The 19,552-nt window shown below is 40.3% G+C and carries 20 protein-coding genes; 14 read left to right on the top strand and 6 right to left on the bottom strand.

Features of this window, described 5'->3' with window-relative positions; all coding sequences use genetic code 11:
- Window positions 1-3 precede the first annotated feature (3 nt).
- Genes L1264_RS18615 through L1264_RS18605 form a run of 3 tightly spaced genes read right to left on the bottom strand, consistent with a single transcriptional unit; the run spans window position 4 to window position 2,346 of the window.
- Window positions 4-357 carry a hypothetical protein gene (locus L1264_RS18615; RefSeq protein ID WP_138556696.1) on the bottom strand — a complete coding sequence of 118 codons (354 nt, stop codon included), beginning with the start codon at window positions 355-357 and terminating at the stop codon, window positions 4-6.
- A 43-nt stretch (window positions 358-400) separates the two neighbouring features.
- Entirely contained in the window at window positions 401-1,015 is a 615-nt protein-coding gene (locus tag L1264_RS18610) for a paraquat-inducible protein A (protein ID WP_135923297.1), read from the bottom strand.
- A gap of 53 nt (window positions 1,016-1,068) precedes the next feature.
- The gene (locus L1264_RS18605) at window positions 1,069-2,346 is read right to left on the bottom strand and encodes an EAL and HDOD domain-containing protein (protein WP_235404356.1); all 1,278 of its coding nucleotides are present in this window, start codon (window positions 2,344-2,346) and stop codon (window positions 1,069-1,071) included.
- Window positions 2,347-2,458: 112 nt separating this feature from the next.
- Here L1264_RS18605 and L1264_RS18600 point away from each other — a divergent pair, with 112 nt between their 5' ends.
- The 3 genes from L1264_RS18600 to L1264_RS18590 all read left to right on the top strand — a co-directional run bounded on the left by L1264_RS18600 (window position 2,459) and on the right by L1264_RS18590 (window position 4,783).
- Window positions 2,459-3,214: a substrate-binding periplasmic protein gene (locus tag L1264_RS18600; RefSeq protein ID WP_171040379.1), complete on the top strand. Its 756-nt coding sequence runs from the start codon at window positions 2,459-2,461 to the stop codon at window positions 3,212-3,214.
- A gap of 80 nt (window positions 3,215-3,294) precedes the next feature.
- Complete coding sequence (locus L1264_RS18595; RefSeq protein WP_135923295.1) at window positions 3,295-3,861, top strand: PhnA domain-containing protein; 567 nt, start codon at window positions 3,295-3,297, stop codon at window positions 3,859-3,861.
- A gap of 112 nt (window positions 3,862-3,973) precedes the next feature.
- Window positions 3,974-4,783, top strand: coding sequence for an META domain-containing protein (locus L1264_RS18590; RefSeq protein WP_138556694.1), 810 nt, complete (start codon window positions 3,974-3,976; stop codon window positions 4,781-4,783).
- Between the two features lie 102 nt (window positions 4,784-4,885).
- On the opposite strand, the gene L1264_RS18585 is transcribed toward L1264_RS18590, so the two are convergent.
- On the bottom strand, window positions 4,886-5,725 hold the full coding sequence (locus L1264_RS18585) for a 23S rRNA (adenine(2030)-N(6))-methyltransferase RlmJ (RefSeq protein WP_199527649.1): 840 nt from the start codon (window positions 5,723-5,725) through the stop codon (window positions 4,886-4,888).
- A 230-nt stretch (window positions 5,726-5,955) separates the two neighbouring features.
- Between L1264_RS18585 and L1264_RS18580 the strand changes: the two genes are divergently transcribed.
- From L1264_RS18580 to L1264_RS18535, 10 genes are all read left to right on the top strand, one after another.
- Window positions 5,956-6,186: a DUF904 domain-containing protein gene (locus tag L1264_RS18580; RefSeq protein ID WP_130050403.1), complete on the top strand. Its 231-nt coding sequence runs from the start codon at window positions 5,956-5,958 to the stop codon at window positions 6,184-6,186.
- Window positions 6,186-6,473: a cell division protein ZapA gene (locus tag L1264_RS18575; RefSeq protein WP_135923292.1), complete on the top strand. Its 288-nt coding sequence runs from the start codon at window positions 6,186-6,188 to the stop codon at window positions 6,471-6,473. Before L1264_RS18580 ends, L1264_RS18575 begins: the two co-directional genes overlap by 1 nt.
- Window positions 6,474-6,537: 64 nt before the next feature.
- The gene (locus L1264_RS18570; RefSeq protein WP_199527648.1) at window positions 6,538-7,524 is read left to right on the top strand and encodes an MBL fold metallo-hydrolase; all 987 of its coding nucleotides are present in this window, start codon (window positions 6,538-6,540) and stop codon (window positions 7,522-7,524) included.
- Window positions 7,525-7,567: 43 nt separating this feature from the next.
- Window positions 7,568-9,052, top strand: a complete 1,485-nt coding sequence (locus L1264_RS18565) for a LysM peptidoglycan-binding domain-containing protein (protein ID WP_425343218.1) — start codon at window positions 7,568-7,570, stop codon at window positions 9,050-9,052.
- Window positions 9,053-9,116: 64 nt separating this feature from the next.
- Entirely contained in the window at window positions 9,117-9,605 is a 489-nt protein-coding gene (locus L1264_RS18560; RefSeq protein WP_135923289.1) for an FKBP-type peptidyl-prolyl cis-trans isomerase, read from the top strand.
- Between the two features lie 9 nt (window positions 9,606-9,614).
- The gene (locus tag L1264_RS18555; protein WP_135923288.1) at window positions 9,615-10,340 is read left to right on the top strand and encodes an SDR family NAD(P)-dependent oxidoreductase; all 726 of its coding nucleotides are present in this window, start codon (window positions 9,615-9,617) and stop codon (window positions 10,338-10,340) included.
- Window positions 10,337-11,179 carry an amidohydrolase family protein gene (locus L1264_RS18550; RefSeq protein WP_199527646.1) on the top strand — a complete coding sequence of 281 codons (843 nt, stop codon included), beginning with the start codon at window positions 10,337-10,339 and terminating at the stop codon, window positions 11,177-11,179. Before L1264_RS18555 ends, L1264_RS18550 begins: the two co-directional genes overlap by 4 nt.
- 60 nt (window positions 11,180-11,239) lie before the next feature.
- Window positions 11,240-11,614: a hypothetical protein gene (locus L1264_RS18545; protein ID WP_199527669.1), complete on the top strand. Its 375-nt coding sequence runs from the start codon at window positions 11,240-11,242 to the stop codon at window positions 11,612-11,614.
- A gap of 152 nt (window positions 11,615-11,766) precedes the next feature.
- Window positions 11,767-12,129, top strand: coding sequence for a hypothetical protein (locus tag L1264_RS18540; RefSeq protein WP_135923286.1), 363 nt, complete (start codon window positions 11,767-11,769; stop codon window positions 12,127-12,129).
- Between the two features lie 70 nt (window positions 12,130-12,199).
- Window positions 12,200-12,679, top strand: coding sequence for a hypothetical protein (locus L1264_RS18535; RefSeq protein ID WP_199527645.1), 480 nt, complete (start codon window positions 12,200-12,202; stop codon window positions 12,677-12,679).
- Between the two features lies 1 nt (window position 12,680).
- On the opposite strand, the gene L1264_RS18530 is transcribed toward L1264_RS18535, so the two are convergent.
- Complete coding sequence (locus tag L1264_RS18530) at window positions 12,681-15,245, bottom strand: protein kinase domain-containing protein (RefSeq protein ID WP_328256314.1); 2,565 nt, start codon at window positions 15,243-15,245, stop codon at window positions 12,681-12,683.
- Between the two features lie 120 nt (window positions 15,246-15,365).
- Here L1264_RS18530 and L1264_RS18525 point away from each other — a divergent pair, with 120 nt between their 5' ends.
- Window positions 15,366-16,316: an FHA domain-containing protein gene (locus tag L1264_RS18525; protein WP_199527643.1), complete on the top strand. Its 951-nt coding sequence runs from the start codon at window positions 15,366-15,368 to the stop codon at window positions 16,314-16,316.
- A gap of 118 nt (window positions 16,317-16,434) precedes the next feature.
- On the opposite strand, the gene L1264_RS18520 is transcribed toward L1264_RS18525, so the two are convergent.
- Complete coding sequence (locus L1264_RS18520; RefSeq protein WP_199527642.1) at window positions 16,435-19,455, bottom strand: TonB-dependent receptor; 3,021 nt, start codon at window positions 19,453-19,455, stop codon at window positions 16,435-16,437.
- Between the last annotated feature and the right edge of the window lie 97 nt (window positions 19,456-19,552).

Raw genomic sequence — 19,552 nt, 5'->3', positions numbered from 1 at the left:
TGCTTAAGCAGTAATAGGTGGACGATATAAAGAACTTACACGGAAACTAAGCTGGCTGGCGCCTAACACTGTGACTTTTTCTGATTGCTTAATTGATTTAACAACTAAATCATTTAGCGGCAGGAGTGAGTGAGCTGTACAGGCATTGAACGGACACGCACAATCGCTGGTATCCATTACGTCTTCATGGCAACAGTCCATATCACTCATGTCGCTGTCAGCGCTCATAGTAGCATGATGGTCCATTTGCATGCTGGCATGTGGCATATCACATACCATAGCAACAGACGCAACTGATTGACCCACAAAAGTGAGCAGCATCATAGCTATCAATAAGTAGCTTGAAAGTCGCGTCATCATCATACCTTAAAAATTAGTTGCCCAAATTGTAGCCCGAAATTTACGCGCTCGACAAGGGTTTATCTGTTTTAATGCTACTGCTAGCAGCAATAGCAAACAGGCAATAACCAGTAAAATACCAAAATCCATCACCTAATTCGGCATGCATTTTTATCAGTTCGCCCATTTGTCCATCGGCGTTACCAGCCAAATAAGACACGATCAATGCAATCACAAACACATCAACCATGCTCCATTTACTTAAGCCTTGTATGAGTTGACCGAGTAAATGCTTAAATCTATTCATCGGTAAGAAACAATAAAGCAATTGCATCAGGAGTTTTAAAGTGGGAATAACAATCGAGAACACCGCAACCAGCGCGGCAACAAGGTAGTTTTTGTTATTGGCAAGCTCATTTACTGTGCCCCAAATGCTGCGCGTTTTTTTGTAGGCATCGATTTCGCCTTCAAGCTTATCAAGCCCCAACATGCTTGATGCCATCATTAGTACACTACGCGTATTGCGATCGCCTTCATCGGCAATCATTTCAATACCTGTTTTAGCAAGCTTCGATTTATCTATTTTACCTTCTAAGGTTAAAACTGGCCTCGTCACGCCCGGTATAAGTAAAGCTAACGCCGCAATAATCATTACAATGGGGAAAAAAACACGCATATTGATAACCCTTACCTGTAAACATTGCGGGCATCATAGCTAACTTAACGAGATTAGTCTGCAACCGATGCTAAAGTGTCAAACACATTGTCAGCATAGGCACGAGCGTCATACATTGCACGATACACAATATTCATATTCGCTGCTGGACGAATTATCTTTAGTAACTTAGTTGCTGTTTGCCACTGTTCTTTTTCCATGGCTATAACAAGCTGCAAACTGGCTCCTTGCATTCCATCAAACTTAACCAGTGCACTTGTAAGTTCTGCTCCAAGCGAGAACTCTTTAACAACCGCATCAAGCTTTACATCTAAAATAGCGTCCAATACAGACAAAAGACCCACTAAATAACCTTGCTCCGAAAGCTCTTTACCCGCAGGTTCAAGCATCAGTGATATAAATTTAGCACGAGTTAAACCAAGCTTAGTTAACTCTTGCGGTTTATCGTTCCCTAACTCGCTTAGTGCTAATACACGAACAAATTGCCTAATTGCATCTTCACCTAAATAAATAACCGCCTGCGAAATTGAGCGAATTGTCTGTTGTGTACTGCTAGTTCGTGCGTTTACCAACCTTAAAATTCTAGCTGTTAAGGCAATATCTTTGGCTACACGTTGCTGGATTTGGTCAAAATTTAGAGCCGTTTGAGCAGTGCAGCTGAGTAACTCTAGAACAGCCACTTTTGAAGGCTCCACATTACCAAACCTTAGCAATTCTGGCTTCGCAAAAAAATACCCTTGAAATAAATCACAACCAGCCGCTTTTAATTGTTGAAAATCTTCGTAGCTTTCTACTCTCTCAACAATAACTTTTGCTTTTGGGTAGCTGCGTTTAAGCTTTTTAACCGTCATATTGGTTTTAATGATTGGGTCAGCAGCCTCTATTTTTATGAAGTCCATTAATGGCAATACATCTTGCCACTTATCATCACCGTCGTAGTCGTCTAAAGCAAAAAGGTAACCATCTTGCTTTAATTGTTTAACTCGACCAATAATTTGCGGGATACTTGTCGCACGCTCGACAATTTCTATCACAGCACTGGTTGGCTGCAACAACTTTGGAAAGTCATCTAAAATAGCGTCAGTTGATAAGTTGATAAATGCTGGTTGAAAACCTGTAAGCTTCTCTAACCCCATCAACATCAAGGCATTGAAAAACAATCGACCTGTAGCTTGACCATCACTGGTCCCCACCGGAAAGACATTATCATTTGATTCCCTGTACAATAACTCATAGGCATACAGGTTTCTGTCAGCATTAAATATTGGCTGCCGGGCTATATACTGCGTCATGCTCTGACTTTTGTTACCTTCCATACTTAATTCTGACATTATACATCTCGCTCAGATACTGTCCCCCCACTTTACTCCTGTTCTTAGTATAGTGAAAGCTGAACACCTTGCTAAAAAATAAAAACCCGACCACACTAGGCACATGAAAACGATGTCAAATAATCCATTGCCCCTAATTTACTCGGCTTTCTTAGTTTTATTACTTCTTTCACGGTCTGTACAAGCGGAACAACCACCCGTACTTAAATACAATGTCACGGGGTCTGGAAACTATTTCCCATATTACACAAACGATAAACGTGAACCGGGGATATTGCCTGAAATTATCATGCGAGTTATGCAGCTCGCTGACATACAAGCAAAACATGTAGAGCTACCAGCCAAACGTACCGTTAAATATCTTCATCTTGGGCACATCGACTTTGATGTAATTAGCCTTGAATGGTTAAGCCAAACCGAAAAGCAAAACCCACAATTTATTTATTCAGATAGCTTATTTACCATTGAAGAATACCTAGTAAGTTTGAAAAATAATGTGACCAATTGGCAACAGCTTGAGGCCATAAAAAACCAACCTGTTGGTACTATACTTGGCTATTATTACTACGATGACAACCACTTTAAACGGGTCGATTTTAGTTCTGAAAAGCAACTTATTGAGGCTCTAAAACTAAAACGTATTGAGGTAGTCATTCTAGATAAACTGCCTGCGCTGTATTGGGCTCAGCAATTTAATGCTGATATCGACTTTGGCGCGCTACACTCGCTTGGTAACCTAAAAATTCGCCTACGTGCTGAACACCAAGCATTGCTACCAAAGATAAATATGGCTATCGATGAGTTAAAACAATCTGGCCGCCTTGATGCCATCATCAACAAATATACGAAAAACATACCCCCACAATAACTAAGGATATTCCGCTTTGGACCTACTTTTGCTATACTGCGCGCTGTTTTTCTTACCTTGTTAACTTAAAAGAGCCTCCTATGAGCATTGAACAAGCCCTTATCGAACGCAGTAATAACCAATGTGAACTTTGTACTAATACAGATAACCTATCTGTTTACGAAGTCCCCCCTGTTACAGAGGCTCATTCAGACAAGTGCATTTATGTGTGCCAAACCTGTAAAGACCAAATTGACAATAGCGCAGAGCTAACAGCAAACCATTGGCACTGCCTAAACGATAGCATGTGGAGTCAAACACCCGCTGTGCAAGTTGTGGCTTATCGCATGTTAAAACGCTTAGCTGCGGATAATGGTTGGGCACAAGACGCGCTAGACATGATTTACCTTGAAGAAGATACCCTTAAATGGGCGCAAATGGCCCTTGCCGAAGAAGATGACATTAAACATATCGATAGCAATGGTGTGGTTCTTCAAGCTGGTGACACCGTTACACTGATAAAAGATCTTGACGTAAAAGGCAGCAGCCTAGTTGCAAAACGAGGCACAGCTGTTAGAAATATCGGCCTGACTAGCAACCCTGAACACATCGAAGGGCGCGTAGAAGGTCAGCGTATTGTTATTCTCACTAAGTACGTGAAAAAATAATACATGAAATAAATGGGCCTTGTGCCCATTTTCAATTAATTAAGCTATGATTAAGTCAGCGAACTTTATGCTTTTCTAATTATTTACATAGTGTAACGCAAGGAAAATAATCATGGCTTCGGATACCTTCTCATCTTTAAAAAACGCCTCTATTTGTAGTCTTATGCTGTTAGGTAGCAGCGTTGTATTAACGGGTTGTGGGGACAATTCTAGTACCCAACAAGCAGAGCAATCTACAATGAAAACTCTTACTACTGAGGTTACTTACTTAGATCGCAGCATGTTACCACCAGGCTCAGTACTAAAGGTGCAACTTGCTGATGTTTCAAAAATGGACGCAAAAGCTGATGTAATCAGCGAGCAAGAGATTGAACTAAATGGTGCACCACCTTACACTGTGGCTCTTGAATATGATGATAGTAAAATCGTTGATCGTCACCGTTACAGCGTAAGTGCTCGCATCGAAAACCAAGGTAAATTGCTTTATATCAGCACTACTCATAACAATCCATTTGTCGAAGATGAAACTGCTGAGGTTTATAAGGTAACCGTTTCTAAAGTATCTGCTAAAAAGCCAGATGTTACTTTGGTAAACACTTACTGGAAAGCTATCACCATTAATGATGAAGCAGTGACGGTCGAAACCAAAGAGCCTTTTATTCAATTCAAAGAAGATGGCTCAACCAATGGTTTCTTGGGCTGCAATAATTTCTCTGGTAGCTATGAAGTCAGTGGCCAAACTCTGACCTTTAACCCATTAGCAAGCACCGAAAAAATGTGTATTTCGCAAATGGATATAGAAGCAGCTATGTCTGCAGCTTTAGCTGCGACTGCTCAATTTACAATAAATGGTGAAAAGCTCATATTGCTTGATGATAGTAGCGAACCTGTTGCTACCTTTGCAGCCACTTATATGAACTAAATAAAGCAACCTAAACTTTATATAAACAACTATAAAGATAAATTTAGGCAACGCATAAAAAAGCCCAACAGTGATTGTTGGGCTTTTTATTTGCAAAACAATTTACTCTTCAACTAACTGTTCACAGCGATAAAAACCACTGCTATCACTCAGTAATGAAACAAGTTCTGGTAATACCGCATCCATTGTTTGCTTTAATTTCCATGGCGGGTTGATCACTATCATACCCGATGCTGTCATGCCATGAACGTCGGTATCGGCCTCAGTTGCTAATTCGAAAAGTTGAATATTGCGCATACCTGACGCAATTAATCCTGCTTCCATTCTATCGATTCGTTCACGGTCAACTACCGGATACCAAATCATATATGTGCCTGTTGCGAAACGTTTATGTGCTTTGACAAGCGTATTTACAACAGTGTCATAGTCATCTTTAATTTCATATGGAGGGTCAATCAATACACACGCACGCCGAGAGGCTGGTGGTAACAAGCCTACCAAGCCTTGAAAACCATTTTCGCCACGCACGCGAATTGAACGCTTTCCTTTCATGTTGTCTTGCAAAAGCTGTAAGTCGCGCGGATGTAATTCAAAAAACCAGCCATTATCTTGGCGGCGCAGGAAGTGCTCTGCAATTTTTGGTGAGCCTGGGTAAAAATCTAAATTACCATTTTCATTAAACAACTTAATAAGCTCAATATAGTCATTTAGTTCCGCATGTTCACTACGGTGATGCCAAAGCTTGGCGATGCCATCTAAATATTCTTGTGTTTTTTGTGCATCACTACCAGCCAGTTCAAAAAAACCTGCACCAGAATGCGTATCCACATAATCGAGTGGCTTATCTTTGATAGTTTGGTATTTAAGTACTTCAGCTAAAACAAGGTGTTTTAAAACATCGGCAGGATTGCCCGCATGGAAAGAATGTCGATAACTAAGCATATTTATAAGTCGCCAGATGCAAAAGCTGCATTAAAAATGAATAGTCATATTGTACATGATAAACAGAAAATGTGGCGCTTCAGTGAACCATAAATGAATAAAAAAGCCATTACACTGAATTACGCCTTAATAATAAATAAAAATCTGCTAAAACAGCCGTAAATGCTGGCATATCAAGGCACTTTCCTTTACATTTGCATGACAATAATCACAGTTTTATGAGCGCATTTATGAATAACGAAACTCTTTCCCAACTCGAACAACTGATCGACAAATTAATCCTTCGCAACAGTGAACTTGAAAGCGAAGTTAAAAGCTTACAAGAACAAACAGCAAAACTGTTAGATGAAAACGAAACTCTGCAACTTGAAGTTCTCGAAAACGAAGAGAAACAAAAAGATGCTAGCAGTACACTTACCGGTCTGCTTGAGAAATTACAAAGCGTTCAACAGGCTAGCTAATGAGCTCCCCACAAAGTCAGCGAGTCACTGTCGAGCTACTGGGTAAGGAACATGAATTCTCTTGCCCACAAGGGCAAGAGCATGCCCTTATAGCCGCAGCTCAAAATTTAAATGACTTGGTGGAGCAAATGAAACAACGCTCAACAGTTCGTAATGAACAAAACGCTTTGCTAATGGCCGCATTACATTTAAGTCATGAATTGCTTGAAGTGAAATCGCAACAAGCAAAACAAGAACAGCAACATGACAGTTTAATTGATAAACTCAGCCAACATCTCGATCCCTAAAAAGCGCACACAGCGCTTTTTTGTTTACAATCGATCATATTCACTCATATTCGAGCAAATAAATATGCGAATTGCTGCTGCATTACTTTTTTTATTTACTGGGTTAAACGCACAAGCAAATGTTAGCTGGCATACAATCACGCCTGAAATTCAATTTTTAAAACAACAAAGTAAGTTACGCTTTTATGATTCAAACCAAGTGCTCATTGAAGGAAAAAAATGTGCTTTGATGGTAGATGCAAGTGGTAACTTTGCAGAAGTTGAAAGCCTTGCCAAGCAATTAAAACAACGTTTAAAAACCCCCTTGTGTTATCTAGTGGCGAGTCATTTTCACGATGACCACTTGTTAGGGTTAGCCGTATTACAAGCCGAATTTCCTGATGCCAAACTAATTGTACATCAGCAAGTGGCTAGTGAATTTGCAGCAATGCAACAAGCATTAAAAGATAAACTAGATGGTTATGAAAAAAGTATTGAGCTTAGCTACCAACGCTTGGCGAATCAGCCTGAAGATCAGCAAACTATTTGGCGCGACAAATTAACCCTTGCTAAACAACGTTTATTTCGTTGGCGAGAGCTTAGTTTAAACCCACCAGCGATAAGCGTATCAAAGCAGACTAGTCTTGAATTAGGTCACTACCCTATTACATTAACGCCTTATCGGGCACACACTCAAGGTGACTTAACCATTACCGCTGATCATGGCAGAGTGTTAGTTGGTGCAGATATCGTTGATAGCTTGCCCTACCCTGGTCATGGCGAATTAGAAAACTGGCTAGCAACGCTCAAAAAAAATCACAATAACACTGAGCTCGTGACTATTTTACCCGGCCATGGCGAACAGCTAAATACAGCTGAACTAGCTAAACCAATCGCATTTTTAAACGCAATTATTACCCTTACAAAAGCGCAGCCAGATAAATCGGTTGAGGAGTTAATTGAGCTTTTTCCTGAACAGATCAAACAGCAATATCAGCTTGATGAAATTGGTAATCGGGCATTCACTATGTTTCTAGAAGCTGGACTTAAGAAGGCCAAATTGTCAAAATAGCGCTAAAATAATAAAAGGATTTTATTATATGGCTCGTATAAAATTGAAAGACATACTTTTGCTGAGCTTTATTATTGGCTTACAAGGATGCCAACTTACTCAGCAAGACACTGCTCAGGAACACTCAGAGCGGCCAGCTATCTTCAGCCACTATGAACCTGACTTAGCCCCCCAACTCGAAGTAAACGAGTTTATCGTGGCGACGCCCCAAATAAAGGTGTCACCAAAAGAGCCTGTGCCAGTAAATAATACTCCATTACCAACTGCACGTGCCGAAGAGTTATGGCAACACATTGCGAATAATTTAAGCCTTGTTTTCCAAACCAATGCACATACTACCGCTCGTCTTAAATGGTATTTAGCACAACCTAATTACTTACTGAAAGTTAACAAACGTGCTGCGCCTTACCTGTATCATATTGTCCGCCGTGTAGAGCAACAAAAGTTACCAATGGAGTTGGCATTATTACCTTTTGTAGAAAGTGACTTCAGGCCTACAATTCGCTCATCAGAACATGCCGTAGGGGTGTGGCAATTAGTTGGAGCAACCGCCTATCACTTTGGCATACAAAGCGATCAATGGTATGACGGTCGTCAAGATGTATTAGCCTCAACTGATGCTGCTTTGGCCTATCTACGTTACTTACATAAACGGTTTGATGGTAACTGGCTGCATGCTTTAGCAGCTTACAATAGTGGCGAAGGCAGAGTAAAAAAAGCCATAGCAAAAAACAAACGCTTGGGTAAAAAAACAGATTATTGGTCTCTTTCATTACCTCAAGAAACTGCCGACTATATCCCAAAGTTAATGGCACTGAGTTATTTACTAAAACATCCTGAACTCGGCCTTAAGCGCCCAAGGCTAGCAAATAAAGCACTGACTACTGAGTTTAATATCGGCCAGCAGTTCGATTTTTCAGTTATTGCTAGTTTGTCAGGGGTGGGGCGTAAACAGCTACACAAATTGAACCCTGGTTATTTAAAAAACCAAAGCTCTCCAAACGGCCCCCATACCTTACTCCTGCCTGTCGAGCAACAAACCTTGTTGCAAAGTAAGCTATTTAGAAATAATTTTGCTGGAGAGTACACGGTACAAAAAGGTGATACGTTATACAGCATCGCCACCCGCTTTGGTATGCAAGTAGCTGATTTAAAAAAGATGAATAACAAGTCTTCGAACTTAATTAAAATTGGCGAGCAGTTGAGTTTAACAAAGCCTCACACCATGCCAAAATCACTCATCGTGGATTACGATATTAGTCCTTACTTAGAGCAACAAGAAGATGTGGTATCAACTATTGCAGTTAATTACCAAGTAAAACCTGGGGACTCTATTTGGAGTATCAGTCAGCTTTACGATGTTCCTCACAAAGATGTTGCAAAGTGGAATAAACTAACCGCCACCAGCATAATTAAACCTGGCACCATACTCACTTTGCACTTGCCACAAATAATGCAGCCCGAGCCGCAAGCATCAGCCAGCGAAGTAATGTTATCTGGTATTGAAAGCTCATTGAAAAAGCCTTGATTGCTCAGCCAAAGCGCTTAGCGTAAAATCAACGCTTATATTTTAAATTCTAAAGAGTAATAACATGCAAATCAGTAAAGACGCAGTGGTTGAGTTTCACTACACTTTGAGTGAAGCGGGCGAGCAAATTGAATCTAGCAAAGATGGCGAGCCACTTTCATATATCCATGGCACTGAAGGCATGCTTCCGGGTCTTGAAAAAGCGCTTGAAGGAAAAACTACTGGCGATAACTTCAGCGTAACACTTGAGCCTAGCGAATCTTACGGCGAACGCGTTGACGATCTGATCCAACGTATTCCACTTAAGCACTTACAAGGCAACACAAAAGTGTGGAAGCCAGGTATGACTGCTATTGTTCATTCAAACCAAGGTCGTCATCAAGTAACGATCGTTAAAGTAGGTCGTTTCAATGCAGATTGTGACTTAAACCACCCATTTGCTGGTAAAACACTGACTTTTGACGTTGAAGTGCTTAATGTTCGCCAAGCAACAGCCGAAGAGTTATCACACGGTCATGTGCACGGTGAAGGCGGCTGTGGCCACAGCCACTAAGGGTAAATGATGACAAACGTTGCAATTGTCACAGGCGGCAGTAAAGGTATTGGCAAAGCGATTGTTGAGCGTTTAGAGCGTGAAGCTTACACCGTTTATAATTTAGATATCACCCCATCTGAGGGCAATTATCGCCACTGTGACGTTAGTGATATTCAGCAGGTGAAGTCGGTTATCGCCGATATCATTGCCGAGACGGGTCGCGTTGATGCCTTAGTATCCAATGCAGGTCGTCATTTGAGTGCCAACATTGAAAACACTGATGAAGCAACGTTTGATGCCCTGTTTGCGCTCAATGTAAAAGGTGCTTATGCTGCAATTCAAGCCGTATTACCTAGCATGAAAAGCCAGCAAGGTGGCAGCATTGTATTGGTTGCTTCTGATCAGGCAATTATTGGCAAACCAAATTCGTTTGCTTATAACCTAACCAAGCATGCACTGGCTTCAATGGCAAAAACCACAGCACTGGATTATGCCGCGTTTAACATTCGTGCTAACGCGGTTTGTCCGGGCACGATAGAAACGCCGCTTTTCCATAATGCGATTGATGCATATTGTCAGCAAAGTGGTGCCAACAAAGCTGAGGTTGTTGCTGAAGAAGCTGCGCTGCAACCTTTAGGTCGCTTAGGGCAACCAGAAGAAATTGCCGCTTTGGTGAACTTTTTAATAAGTCCTGAAGCGAGCTTTATCACTGGTAGCTTGCAAAGCATTGATGGTGGATACACCACACAATGAGCGACAAGATTATTGACCCCCATGTGCACTTTTTTAACCTCACTGAGGGTCAATATACTTGGCTTCAAGGCAACACTCCTCCTGCTTGGCCAAACCTCGATAAAATTAAAGCGCAAACAACCGCTGCAGAGCTTAAAGCAGCGTGTCCATTTCAACTAGAAGCACTGGTGCATATTGAAGCAGGCTTCGACAACCAAGCGCCGGTCAATGAGCTTAACTGGCTTAGCAAACACTTGAAAAGTATGCCCTATAAAGCAATTAGCTTTAGCGCCATTAATGCTCCTAGCAATCAGTTTATCGCTGCAATGTCAGCCTTAGAGCAACCTCAACTTGCTGGCATTCGTGATATAACCGAAGGGAGTGACTCAATGCGTTTATTAGACCCGCATTGCCAAGAGAACCTTGCTTACCTTGCTAGTAAACACTTAATATTTGAAGCTCAGTTCGAGATTGAAAATCAACAGGTAACCGAACAGTTACTGCATTACTGTCGTGCTATTCCTAAATTACAGGTGGTTATAAATCATTTAGGCTTTATTAATAATGAGCAAAACTGGCTAGGTGCGATTATAAAATTAAGTCGCTGCGATAATATCGTGATTAAGTTTTCTGGTTTAGAATTTACAACGCTCGCGGCCAATAAGCACCGCTGGTTACTGGATCAACTGTTAAACTATTTTGGTGAACATCGAATCATGTTTGCCAGTAACTTCCCTGTTTGCCAAATCAATACCAGTTATGAGCAATGTTGGCAGCATTATTTTTCATTGTGTAAACAGTACAATGTATGGCAACTACTCAGTTTTAAAAATGCCCGTGCAATCTATCTAATTGATTAGAAGCTGACTATATTCAATATAATAACCTTTATTAGGCACTGTAAACTTAATGGAGCTATGATGAGAGCCCATCTAACCTGTATCTTGCTACTTAGTGTTTTGTTTGGCTGTAGTTCACATACCCAACAACCAACCCCTAAACTTCAACACGCACGCGTTACTGAGCCACAAAGCACCTTAATAGCACAAGGCATTTCAAGGTTAATGCACAGTAAGCCTATTCAGGTATCCGACGAGGCATTTATCAATAGCAGCATACTTGTCATCGAAAGCTTGAATGGCGTTGATATACAAGGGAATCCACTCAGCGGTTCACATCCAAATATACCAGAACGCTTTGAGCTGTTGATTAAAAACCAAATCTGCTTTGTTCGCCATTTAGATAGTAAAGCAACCGAGCCACTGCCTTTGGTAAAATGCAAACCAATCAATTGATATTAAAACAAAATACCATCATGTAATAATCTGTAATAACAAGCTGTAATAGAACTACCTATCCTTTTCCTTGCACAAACAGGCAAACAGCAAATTACCTATTTAGAGATTTGTTTGTTGCCACTTCAAAATTATGCAAGGAGAATTTGACTATGTGTGACAGCGATAAAAATACCAACTTAGTACCCGATCTAACCAAAGATCATTCTATTAGTTTAGCGACCAGCGAGACAGCAGCTAATCAACCTCTTGAGTTTCATCCATCCACGTTAGCCGCACAGATTTCAGCGTGCGTTGGCGCCAGTTATGAAAATGGCAAAATTTGCGTTAATTTTCCAGTAGTCGGCAATATCTGTTTTTCAGTAAGTTTACCAATTCCAAGCGGTACATCGGTTAAAGTATGTATGCAAACGTGTGGATTTCGCTTTGGTGTTCCACCATTTAATGGAATTAAAGCAACGGTATACGCAAATAATAGTCCGCTATGGAGCGGCACAATTTGGGGTTCTTGTTAAACAACCTATAGTTATAGCTGCTTATGAATTAAATAAGCAGCTCCTCAATTAGAAAACAGGATTTTATATCATGAACGATCTTAGCTTTTTTGTTATTCCCAATGACAACGGCCCATGGGAAATCACTTCTCAGTCTGGCGCGAGTGCCGAAGAAATTAAAATTAACTACAAAGATCTACTTGCAGGTGACAGCCTGAACCTCTATTACGAACTTGCTAAAGAATCCGATTGGAGTTTCGCCGAAAATGGCAGTTACTTCTCTGATGCTAAAGACAATTTCAACTATCAACTCAACAGTATTGTCGCAAATAATGGCAAAGTATTGATTGTCACTATTTCGAACATTTTACCTCATCAAGCATTATCAAAAGAGCTAGCAAAATTATTAGCTAACAGTCCAAATAAGGCTATTGCAGGACAATTAGATCAAAAAGCAAATTATGAGATCAATTTTCGACTAATTGCCAAAAGAGATGGAGACATTAACTCGCTTATGCGTTACTTCTCTCAAGATCCTCGTGTCATCATTGAGGACATGGAGCCAACCTAATTTATAAATGCGCAGAGTCTATCTCTGCGCTTTTATTATGATTACATAAAAATAAATAATGAGACTGACCAATTAAAGTGGCGAGTTTACGCTCGGAACATAACGGTTTAAACCAACCTAAACGATAAAAAACTGGGCTCCAGCCCAGCTTAATGCTTTGCTCTATTGACGCTAGCGCTGAGTATTTTTCATTTAGTACACTTTGCAGTATTGCTTTAACAAAATATGCTTCTGCCAGATCAGGTTGCGCAATTAATACCTGTTCAATTTGATTCATAGCATATTGATTTTGCTCTAGATGAATCAATACCTGCGCTTTTTCTAATTGTTCAGCAATATTCTTTGGCGAAGCATCAAGGCGCTTATTAATTCTTGCATATAAGGAGAGTGCCTCATCAGTCTGGCCCTTTAAATAAAGTAAGTCAGCGTAATTTAGCTGCAAGGTAGATGTTTCTGACGCTAATAGCATAGCTCGATTCGCAAATATTAATGCCTCATCTAACTCGCCTTGCAAGGAGAGAACGATAGAGTAATTACTAAGTATAGAAGGACTCTGCTGCCCTGAATCAATTAATTTTTGATAATGTTGTTGCGCCTCTTTTAATTCTCCAGATAACAATGAAATATCAGCCAATGTTTTTAGCGTCACAATATCCGAAGGGTTGTAGCGTAAAACCTCTTTTAAATAAGTGGCAGCTTCAGCACGTTGTCCTTGAGTGAGGTAAGCAATCGCTAGATTTCTTGTTGCGAGCAAAGTTGGTCTAAGTGTGTATGCATTGCGAGCATGCGTTAATGCGCTTTCTAGATCGCCAATTCGATTATAGTAAACAGCTAAAATACTCTGCTTTTGATATGCCTCTAATGATGAGTTTTGAATTTGCTTAATAACCTTATAAGCTTTACTTTGCTCACCTGCGTGTTGATATATTTCCAACAAATCAATTAAGTAAGCTGGGCTTTCACGATAAGATTCGGGTGAATTATCTAGCTGAGTTTGTAGCTCTTTTATAAGCGCAATATTTTGCGTCATCTTATAAAGTCGCAACATAATTTTTCGATAAAGCGGGTAAAGAGGTTTAAAATCAGCACGCTGAAAAAGCAACGACTCTGCTATTGATTTCTCTACTTTAGAGCTTTCCAAGTTATTGGCAACGAGTGCCACAAGTGACACATATTTATCAACAAATTCATCAGACAAGGATAACTGACTGTGCTCAGCAACCTTTACATCAAGCAAGCTCTGCACCGAAGAAAGTGCCGAATTGTATATATTTAGATAGTTTTCTTTATCTGTCGCGGTACGATATTTACTCACTACTGTGGCATTTTGATCAAGCTGACTCAAACTAAAATCACACGACAAAGGATTGCAGTCTAGTTTTGGTACTAATAACTTTGATGCACCGAGTGCACTTGCCAACCCGCTCAAACTAGCTTCTTTTCCCAATACGTTTTGTGTTTGTTTAATTTCTTGTTCTGAAATCAAAGCATAATGCCGACTCTCCAACAATAACTCAGTTACTGCGTCAGTGACTCCCAAGTTAAGTAACCTCTTTTGTGTTTCTGTCACTTCGCTTGTCGATGTAAAATCAATTGGTAAAAGCGCAATATACTCCTTCGTTTGCATCGCCAAATAAGCCCAAATCAGCAAACCAAAACACACTGTAAAGCCGATTAAGTACATAAGCCTTTTATCAACTAGGGGAACGCTTTGCTGCTTTTCGATATCTTTCACTTCAACAGTAGGGCAATCAAAACTGAGCGTTGCTAAAATACTTTTAAACTGTGCAGCTACCAAGCCCGCACTTGTTGGTCTATTTTCTGGTTTAAAGGCCAATAGCTTTTTAATTAGTACTGCCAAATCGGGTGATATAGTATAAATAGATTCATAATTTGCACGGCAAGGGGATGATTTTATTGCTGCAGCAATATCTTGATCTGCTGTACTTTTAGCTTGATTTATATAAGCATGAACATCACTAAATAGCTGATATGCCATTAACCCCAATGAAAATAGGTCGCTGCGAAAATCTAATGTCTCGTTATTAAGTTGTTCTGGTGACATTGCTTTCAAACTACCAAAACTTGTAGTCTGTGTGTTTATGTCTTTGTGCTTTATTTTTGAAATACCAAAGTCTGCAATTTTCACTGCACCATTTTCACTGATCAATACATTGGCGGGCTTTAAATCGAGATGCAGAATCTCTTTTTCATGAATACCTGCTAAGCCATCACAAATATGCGAAAGTATATCTATTTTCTCAGTTATACTGAGCTGCCGCTCTTTTATTAGATGTGCAAGTGTGGTCCCTTTAACGTATTCCATTTCTAATAAAACCTGTTCATCCTCATGAAGGATTCTATAGAGCTGCACGATATTTGGGTGATTAAAGCTTGCAATGAGCTGTGCTTCGTTTATGGCACGTTGAACATTGTCACTCTTTAGCTTCATGACTTTAAGTACAACTTGCCTGTTCAGTTGCACGTCTGTCGCAAGGTATATTGTGCTCATCCCTCCTTGCGCCAGTACTTGTACCTGTTTATAGTAATCCTTTAATAAAAACACAAACAACTCGGTCAGTTAAGTGCATATTTATTAGTTTAGCTCCCAATGTTAATTAAAAGCAAAATAAATGATAATAAAATGCTAATATAAAATAATTTCTCCATATATAAGGATGTATTTATGGCAGTACTTACCTGTAAAGACTCTGGTAAAAGCATTTATTTACGCGACTTCCATCGCTTTGGCCGTTTAGCTCATTCTGTAGATACACTATTAAATTATCCAGAAATCACTCGGATACATGCTGTGATTGAGTGGGTTGAGCCACATTGGTACATTCGTGATTTGAGTAAAAATGGCGTGTGGCTTAATGGTAGAAAGCTTGAAAAACACAGCAAATCTCAATTAGCTTTAAATGATAAAATCAGCTTTTCTGAACTTAATAAGGTAACTTATCAATTAACCTCAATTGAGCCACCGAAGGATCTTTTATTACCCGTTGCTAATGATTCGCTTAATGCTATTGTACTGGAACGATATCACTTTCTGCCTAACAACCACGACCCCGTAATAATCGTCTACTTTGATCCTCACAATTACATGTGGTGCTACGAAAGTACCGATGATCACCAGATCTCTCCCCTTGAAGAAGGTCAAACCTTAGCTATCGACGGTCAACAGTGGCAGTTGTTTAAAGCTGAAATGACCTCACAAGAAAACACGATTGACCTAAGCCCTATCTCAACCAATGATTTAGAATTTATATTCAGCTTAAGCTTAGACGAAGAACAAACTGAGTTAAAAGTGAAGCACAATGATGGACTACAAGACTTTGATGTACGCTCGCATCATTACCTCACCGTGTTATTAGCGCGCTATAAACTAGCAGATATTAAAAATAAATTTGCACCCGAGGTGCAAGGCTGGGTGCAAGTAAAAAAACTAGCCCGCGATTTAGGTATTAATGAATGCCATGTCAATATTCAAATCCACCGTGCTCGTAAGCAATTTATTGAATCATTTAATAATATGTCAGCAGATACACTTATTGAACGTAAGCGAGGAAAAGTTCGCTTTGGTGGTGAGCATTATGTGATTTACAAAGGACAGGCATGTGAATCAACAGAATAGCCTGATAAATCGGCTGTTGTATCACAGTTGCAAGGCGATGACAGCAGTAAAAGTAGATATAAAAAAAGCCCTTACGGGCTTTTTTAGTCAGGGGACAATCAAATTGATTGTTCTTATATTAGAAGCGAGCTTCAAAACCTAAGCGCACATAGCGAGGTGCTTGCCATGTATACGCTGAACCATAATAAGAGTTAACTTCACCCTCATTTTGTTCATAGTGCTCATTAGCTGATGTGATTTCTTGGCTATTAAGAACGTTGAATACATTAATAGTCGCACGCATATCAATATCAGATACTGTGAAGTTATATGCAGCTGATAAATCTAAGTTAAATGTCCATGGAGTACGGCCTGCTGTACCACGGCTATGTTTTTCATAGATTTTTTCGTCTTGTTGACATTCACCATCACCATTCGTGTCTGGGCACTCATTCGTATAGATGTAGAAAGTATCACCCCAGCCACCATTTAGGTTTGGATCTTTTGATGGGTAACCTTGACCAAATAGGCTTTGTGGACGACCACTTTGAAGTGTTGCATTCCAACCAACAGTTAAGTTTTCAACTGGCTCCCAACTACCGAAGAACTTAAAGGTATGACGACGATCGTTAGGTTGATAACCTTGTGAACCATCCATTACTGCTGGGAAGTCGAAGTCTTGCGTAATACCTGCATCAGCTTGACCGATGTCTGATTTAACAGCACCTTCGAAGTTACCTACACTACGTGCCCAAGTATAACCAAATTGATAACGGATAGTTTCTGCGCGGTAATCTAAGCTGAATTCAACTGATGTATACTCATTATTTGCTTTCGGTAAGCCGATTGTTTCAGCTGAGTAAGTTGTCAGTGAACCTTCGTCAGGAACACCATCATTATCAAAGCTTGAGTCACCCCAATCAGTACCATTCCAGTAGTAACCATCGCTGTACCAGCTTGATGTTGAACCTGGATTAATCATGACGCAATATGGGTATGCATAACGGCCACAGTAATCATCAAGTGCAGTTGCAACTTCACGATAGGTACCTTTCAGACCCACTGTATATTCATCGTTAAGCGCTTGTTGTACACCAAGGATGTACTCATCTTTAGAGAACGGATCGGCTTCTTTTGCTTGGAAAATATCTTTTTCAGGGATAACTGGTACACCACTTACTTGTTGTGAATTAGTTAAACCACCACTTCCGATAGCGTCAGCCAAAGGAGCAAGTCCTGTTGGTGCACCTGTTGTTGGATCAACCCCAGTATATGTGTATGCAGTTGTAATATCACTTACACCTGATGCTGCGCGGAAAATCGTGTTATTTGCAACTGGTAGGTAGTAACGGCCGTAAGTACCATAAACTTTCGTATCACCTGTACCTGTTGGATCCCAGGTAAAACCTAAGCGCGGTGCAATATCAGTTTTGAAGCTCGTTAATAACTTACCTGTAGTACCCCAACTATCGAACTCATCGATACGTAAACCAACTTTCACAGCAAAGTCATCAGTTACCTGCCAGTTATCTTCAAGATAGTAAGCTGTTAATTCTGATTCAAAGCTACCACCACCGTCAAAGATACGATCTTCAACATAATCAAGTGCAGCACCTGTGTTATTGGTAAGCGCTCCATTATCTGCTTGCCAGCTACCATTTGCAGCAAGTGTACGATAGTCATAGCTATGACCACCAATTGGTTGGCTGATTCGCTCTGATTTACGCTCTTGATAATCGATACCAAAGCTAATTTCGTGTGCATCCCACACATACTCAACATCTAAGCGATATTGTGTATTGTCATCGTTATTTGCACCAAAACTACCCCCAGCACCACAGCCGGTGATTGGGTTTGAAGTACCACGTGAGTCAGTTACACTTGGACAAACCAGATTTTCAGACTGAGTTTCATATTCAGTTTTGATGTTACCTGCCATTGCAGTAACTACTAAGTCTTCTGTTAAGATACCGGTATAGCTTAAGCTTTGTGCTTTACCACCACGCTTTAGAAGTGCTCCATCAATACGATCGCCAATTGCACCATTATCATACTCATAAACAGAGCGCTCAATATCACGACGGTTTGAGTAAGCAAAATAACTCAATCGATGGTTATCTGTAATATCCCAATCAAGCTTACCACCCCAGAAAAGGTTATCACCACCTGATGCTGACTCTTTACGGTATTGATCGTTTGGTGAGAATTCGTCACCACCCCAAGTGTATGTAGACTCTGTATCACGAGGGTTCACTAAGCCGTAGAAGAATAAAGTATCTTCTATTAATGGACCCCCAACTGCCAAGGTGATATCAGCGCTATTATCAGAGGCTAAGCTTTCATCTCGGAAAATTTGCCCCGCACCTTGATTACCACGTGAAATTGAGCCTTCTTCTTGAAGCGAGTCAGGAGCATATTGCACAACTGCAGAGAATTCCCACTCATTGGTACCACTTTTAGTTGTGGTGTTAATCGTACCACCAGTCGCTCGGCCAAACTTCGCTGAGTAACCACCCGTTTTTACTTGGAATTGGTCGTAAAACTCAAATGGAACTTCACCACAACCCAAACCTTGGCGCGTATTCGTTACTTCAAGACCATTGATATAACACGCATTTTCAGCAACAGATGAACCACCAAATGACGCTGTGTTACCAAATGCACTATCACCTTTAACCGCACCAGGAGCAAGTAACGCAACTGACGTAAGATCCCGGCTGATAGGCATACGGTCAATTTCAGCATCAGTAATAACTAAACCTGAGTCAGCTGTAGATAAGTCGATAGATGAAATACGCGCACCGACAACTTGAATAACTTCAGGACCCGAATTTGAAACACTTGCTAAATCAAAGTTTGCCTTTGAGTTAGCACCTAAAGAAACACGAACCTTGTCTTCAGCAACAACATTACCGTCTTTTAGAATCTGAATGTCATAGTTACCTGAAGGTAGTGATGCAAAGCGGAACGTTCCATTTTCTGAAATATTTAAAGTACGCTCTAAACCTGTTGCTGGGTTTTTTACTTTTACAGTGTATGAAGAGGTATTTGCCACATTCTGAACAGAACCAATAACGTCTGATGCTGATGCGGGAAGGGCTAGACCTAGCGATGCAGTAACTGCTATCGCGGTTATGCTTTTCCGAAACATTGATTTCATTTTTGTATCCCTGTTTAAATTATAATTATTCACGCCTTTTAAAAGGCACAATTACATTAGTAAAGTGAAACAAAAATGTAAATTAAAAATATAAATA

The organism is Pseudoalteromonas sp. APAL1 (assembly GCF_021532475.1).
GTDB classification, from domain to species: Bacteria; Pseudomonadota; Gammaproteobacteria; order Enterobacterales; family Alteromonadaceae; genus Pseudoalteromonas; species Pseudoalteromonas lipolytica_C.
The sequence above is the reverse complement of the archived record's forward strand: the minus strand, read 5'-3'. Positions and strand labels throughout refer to the sequence as shown.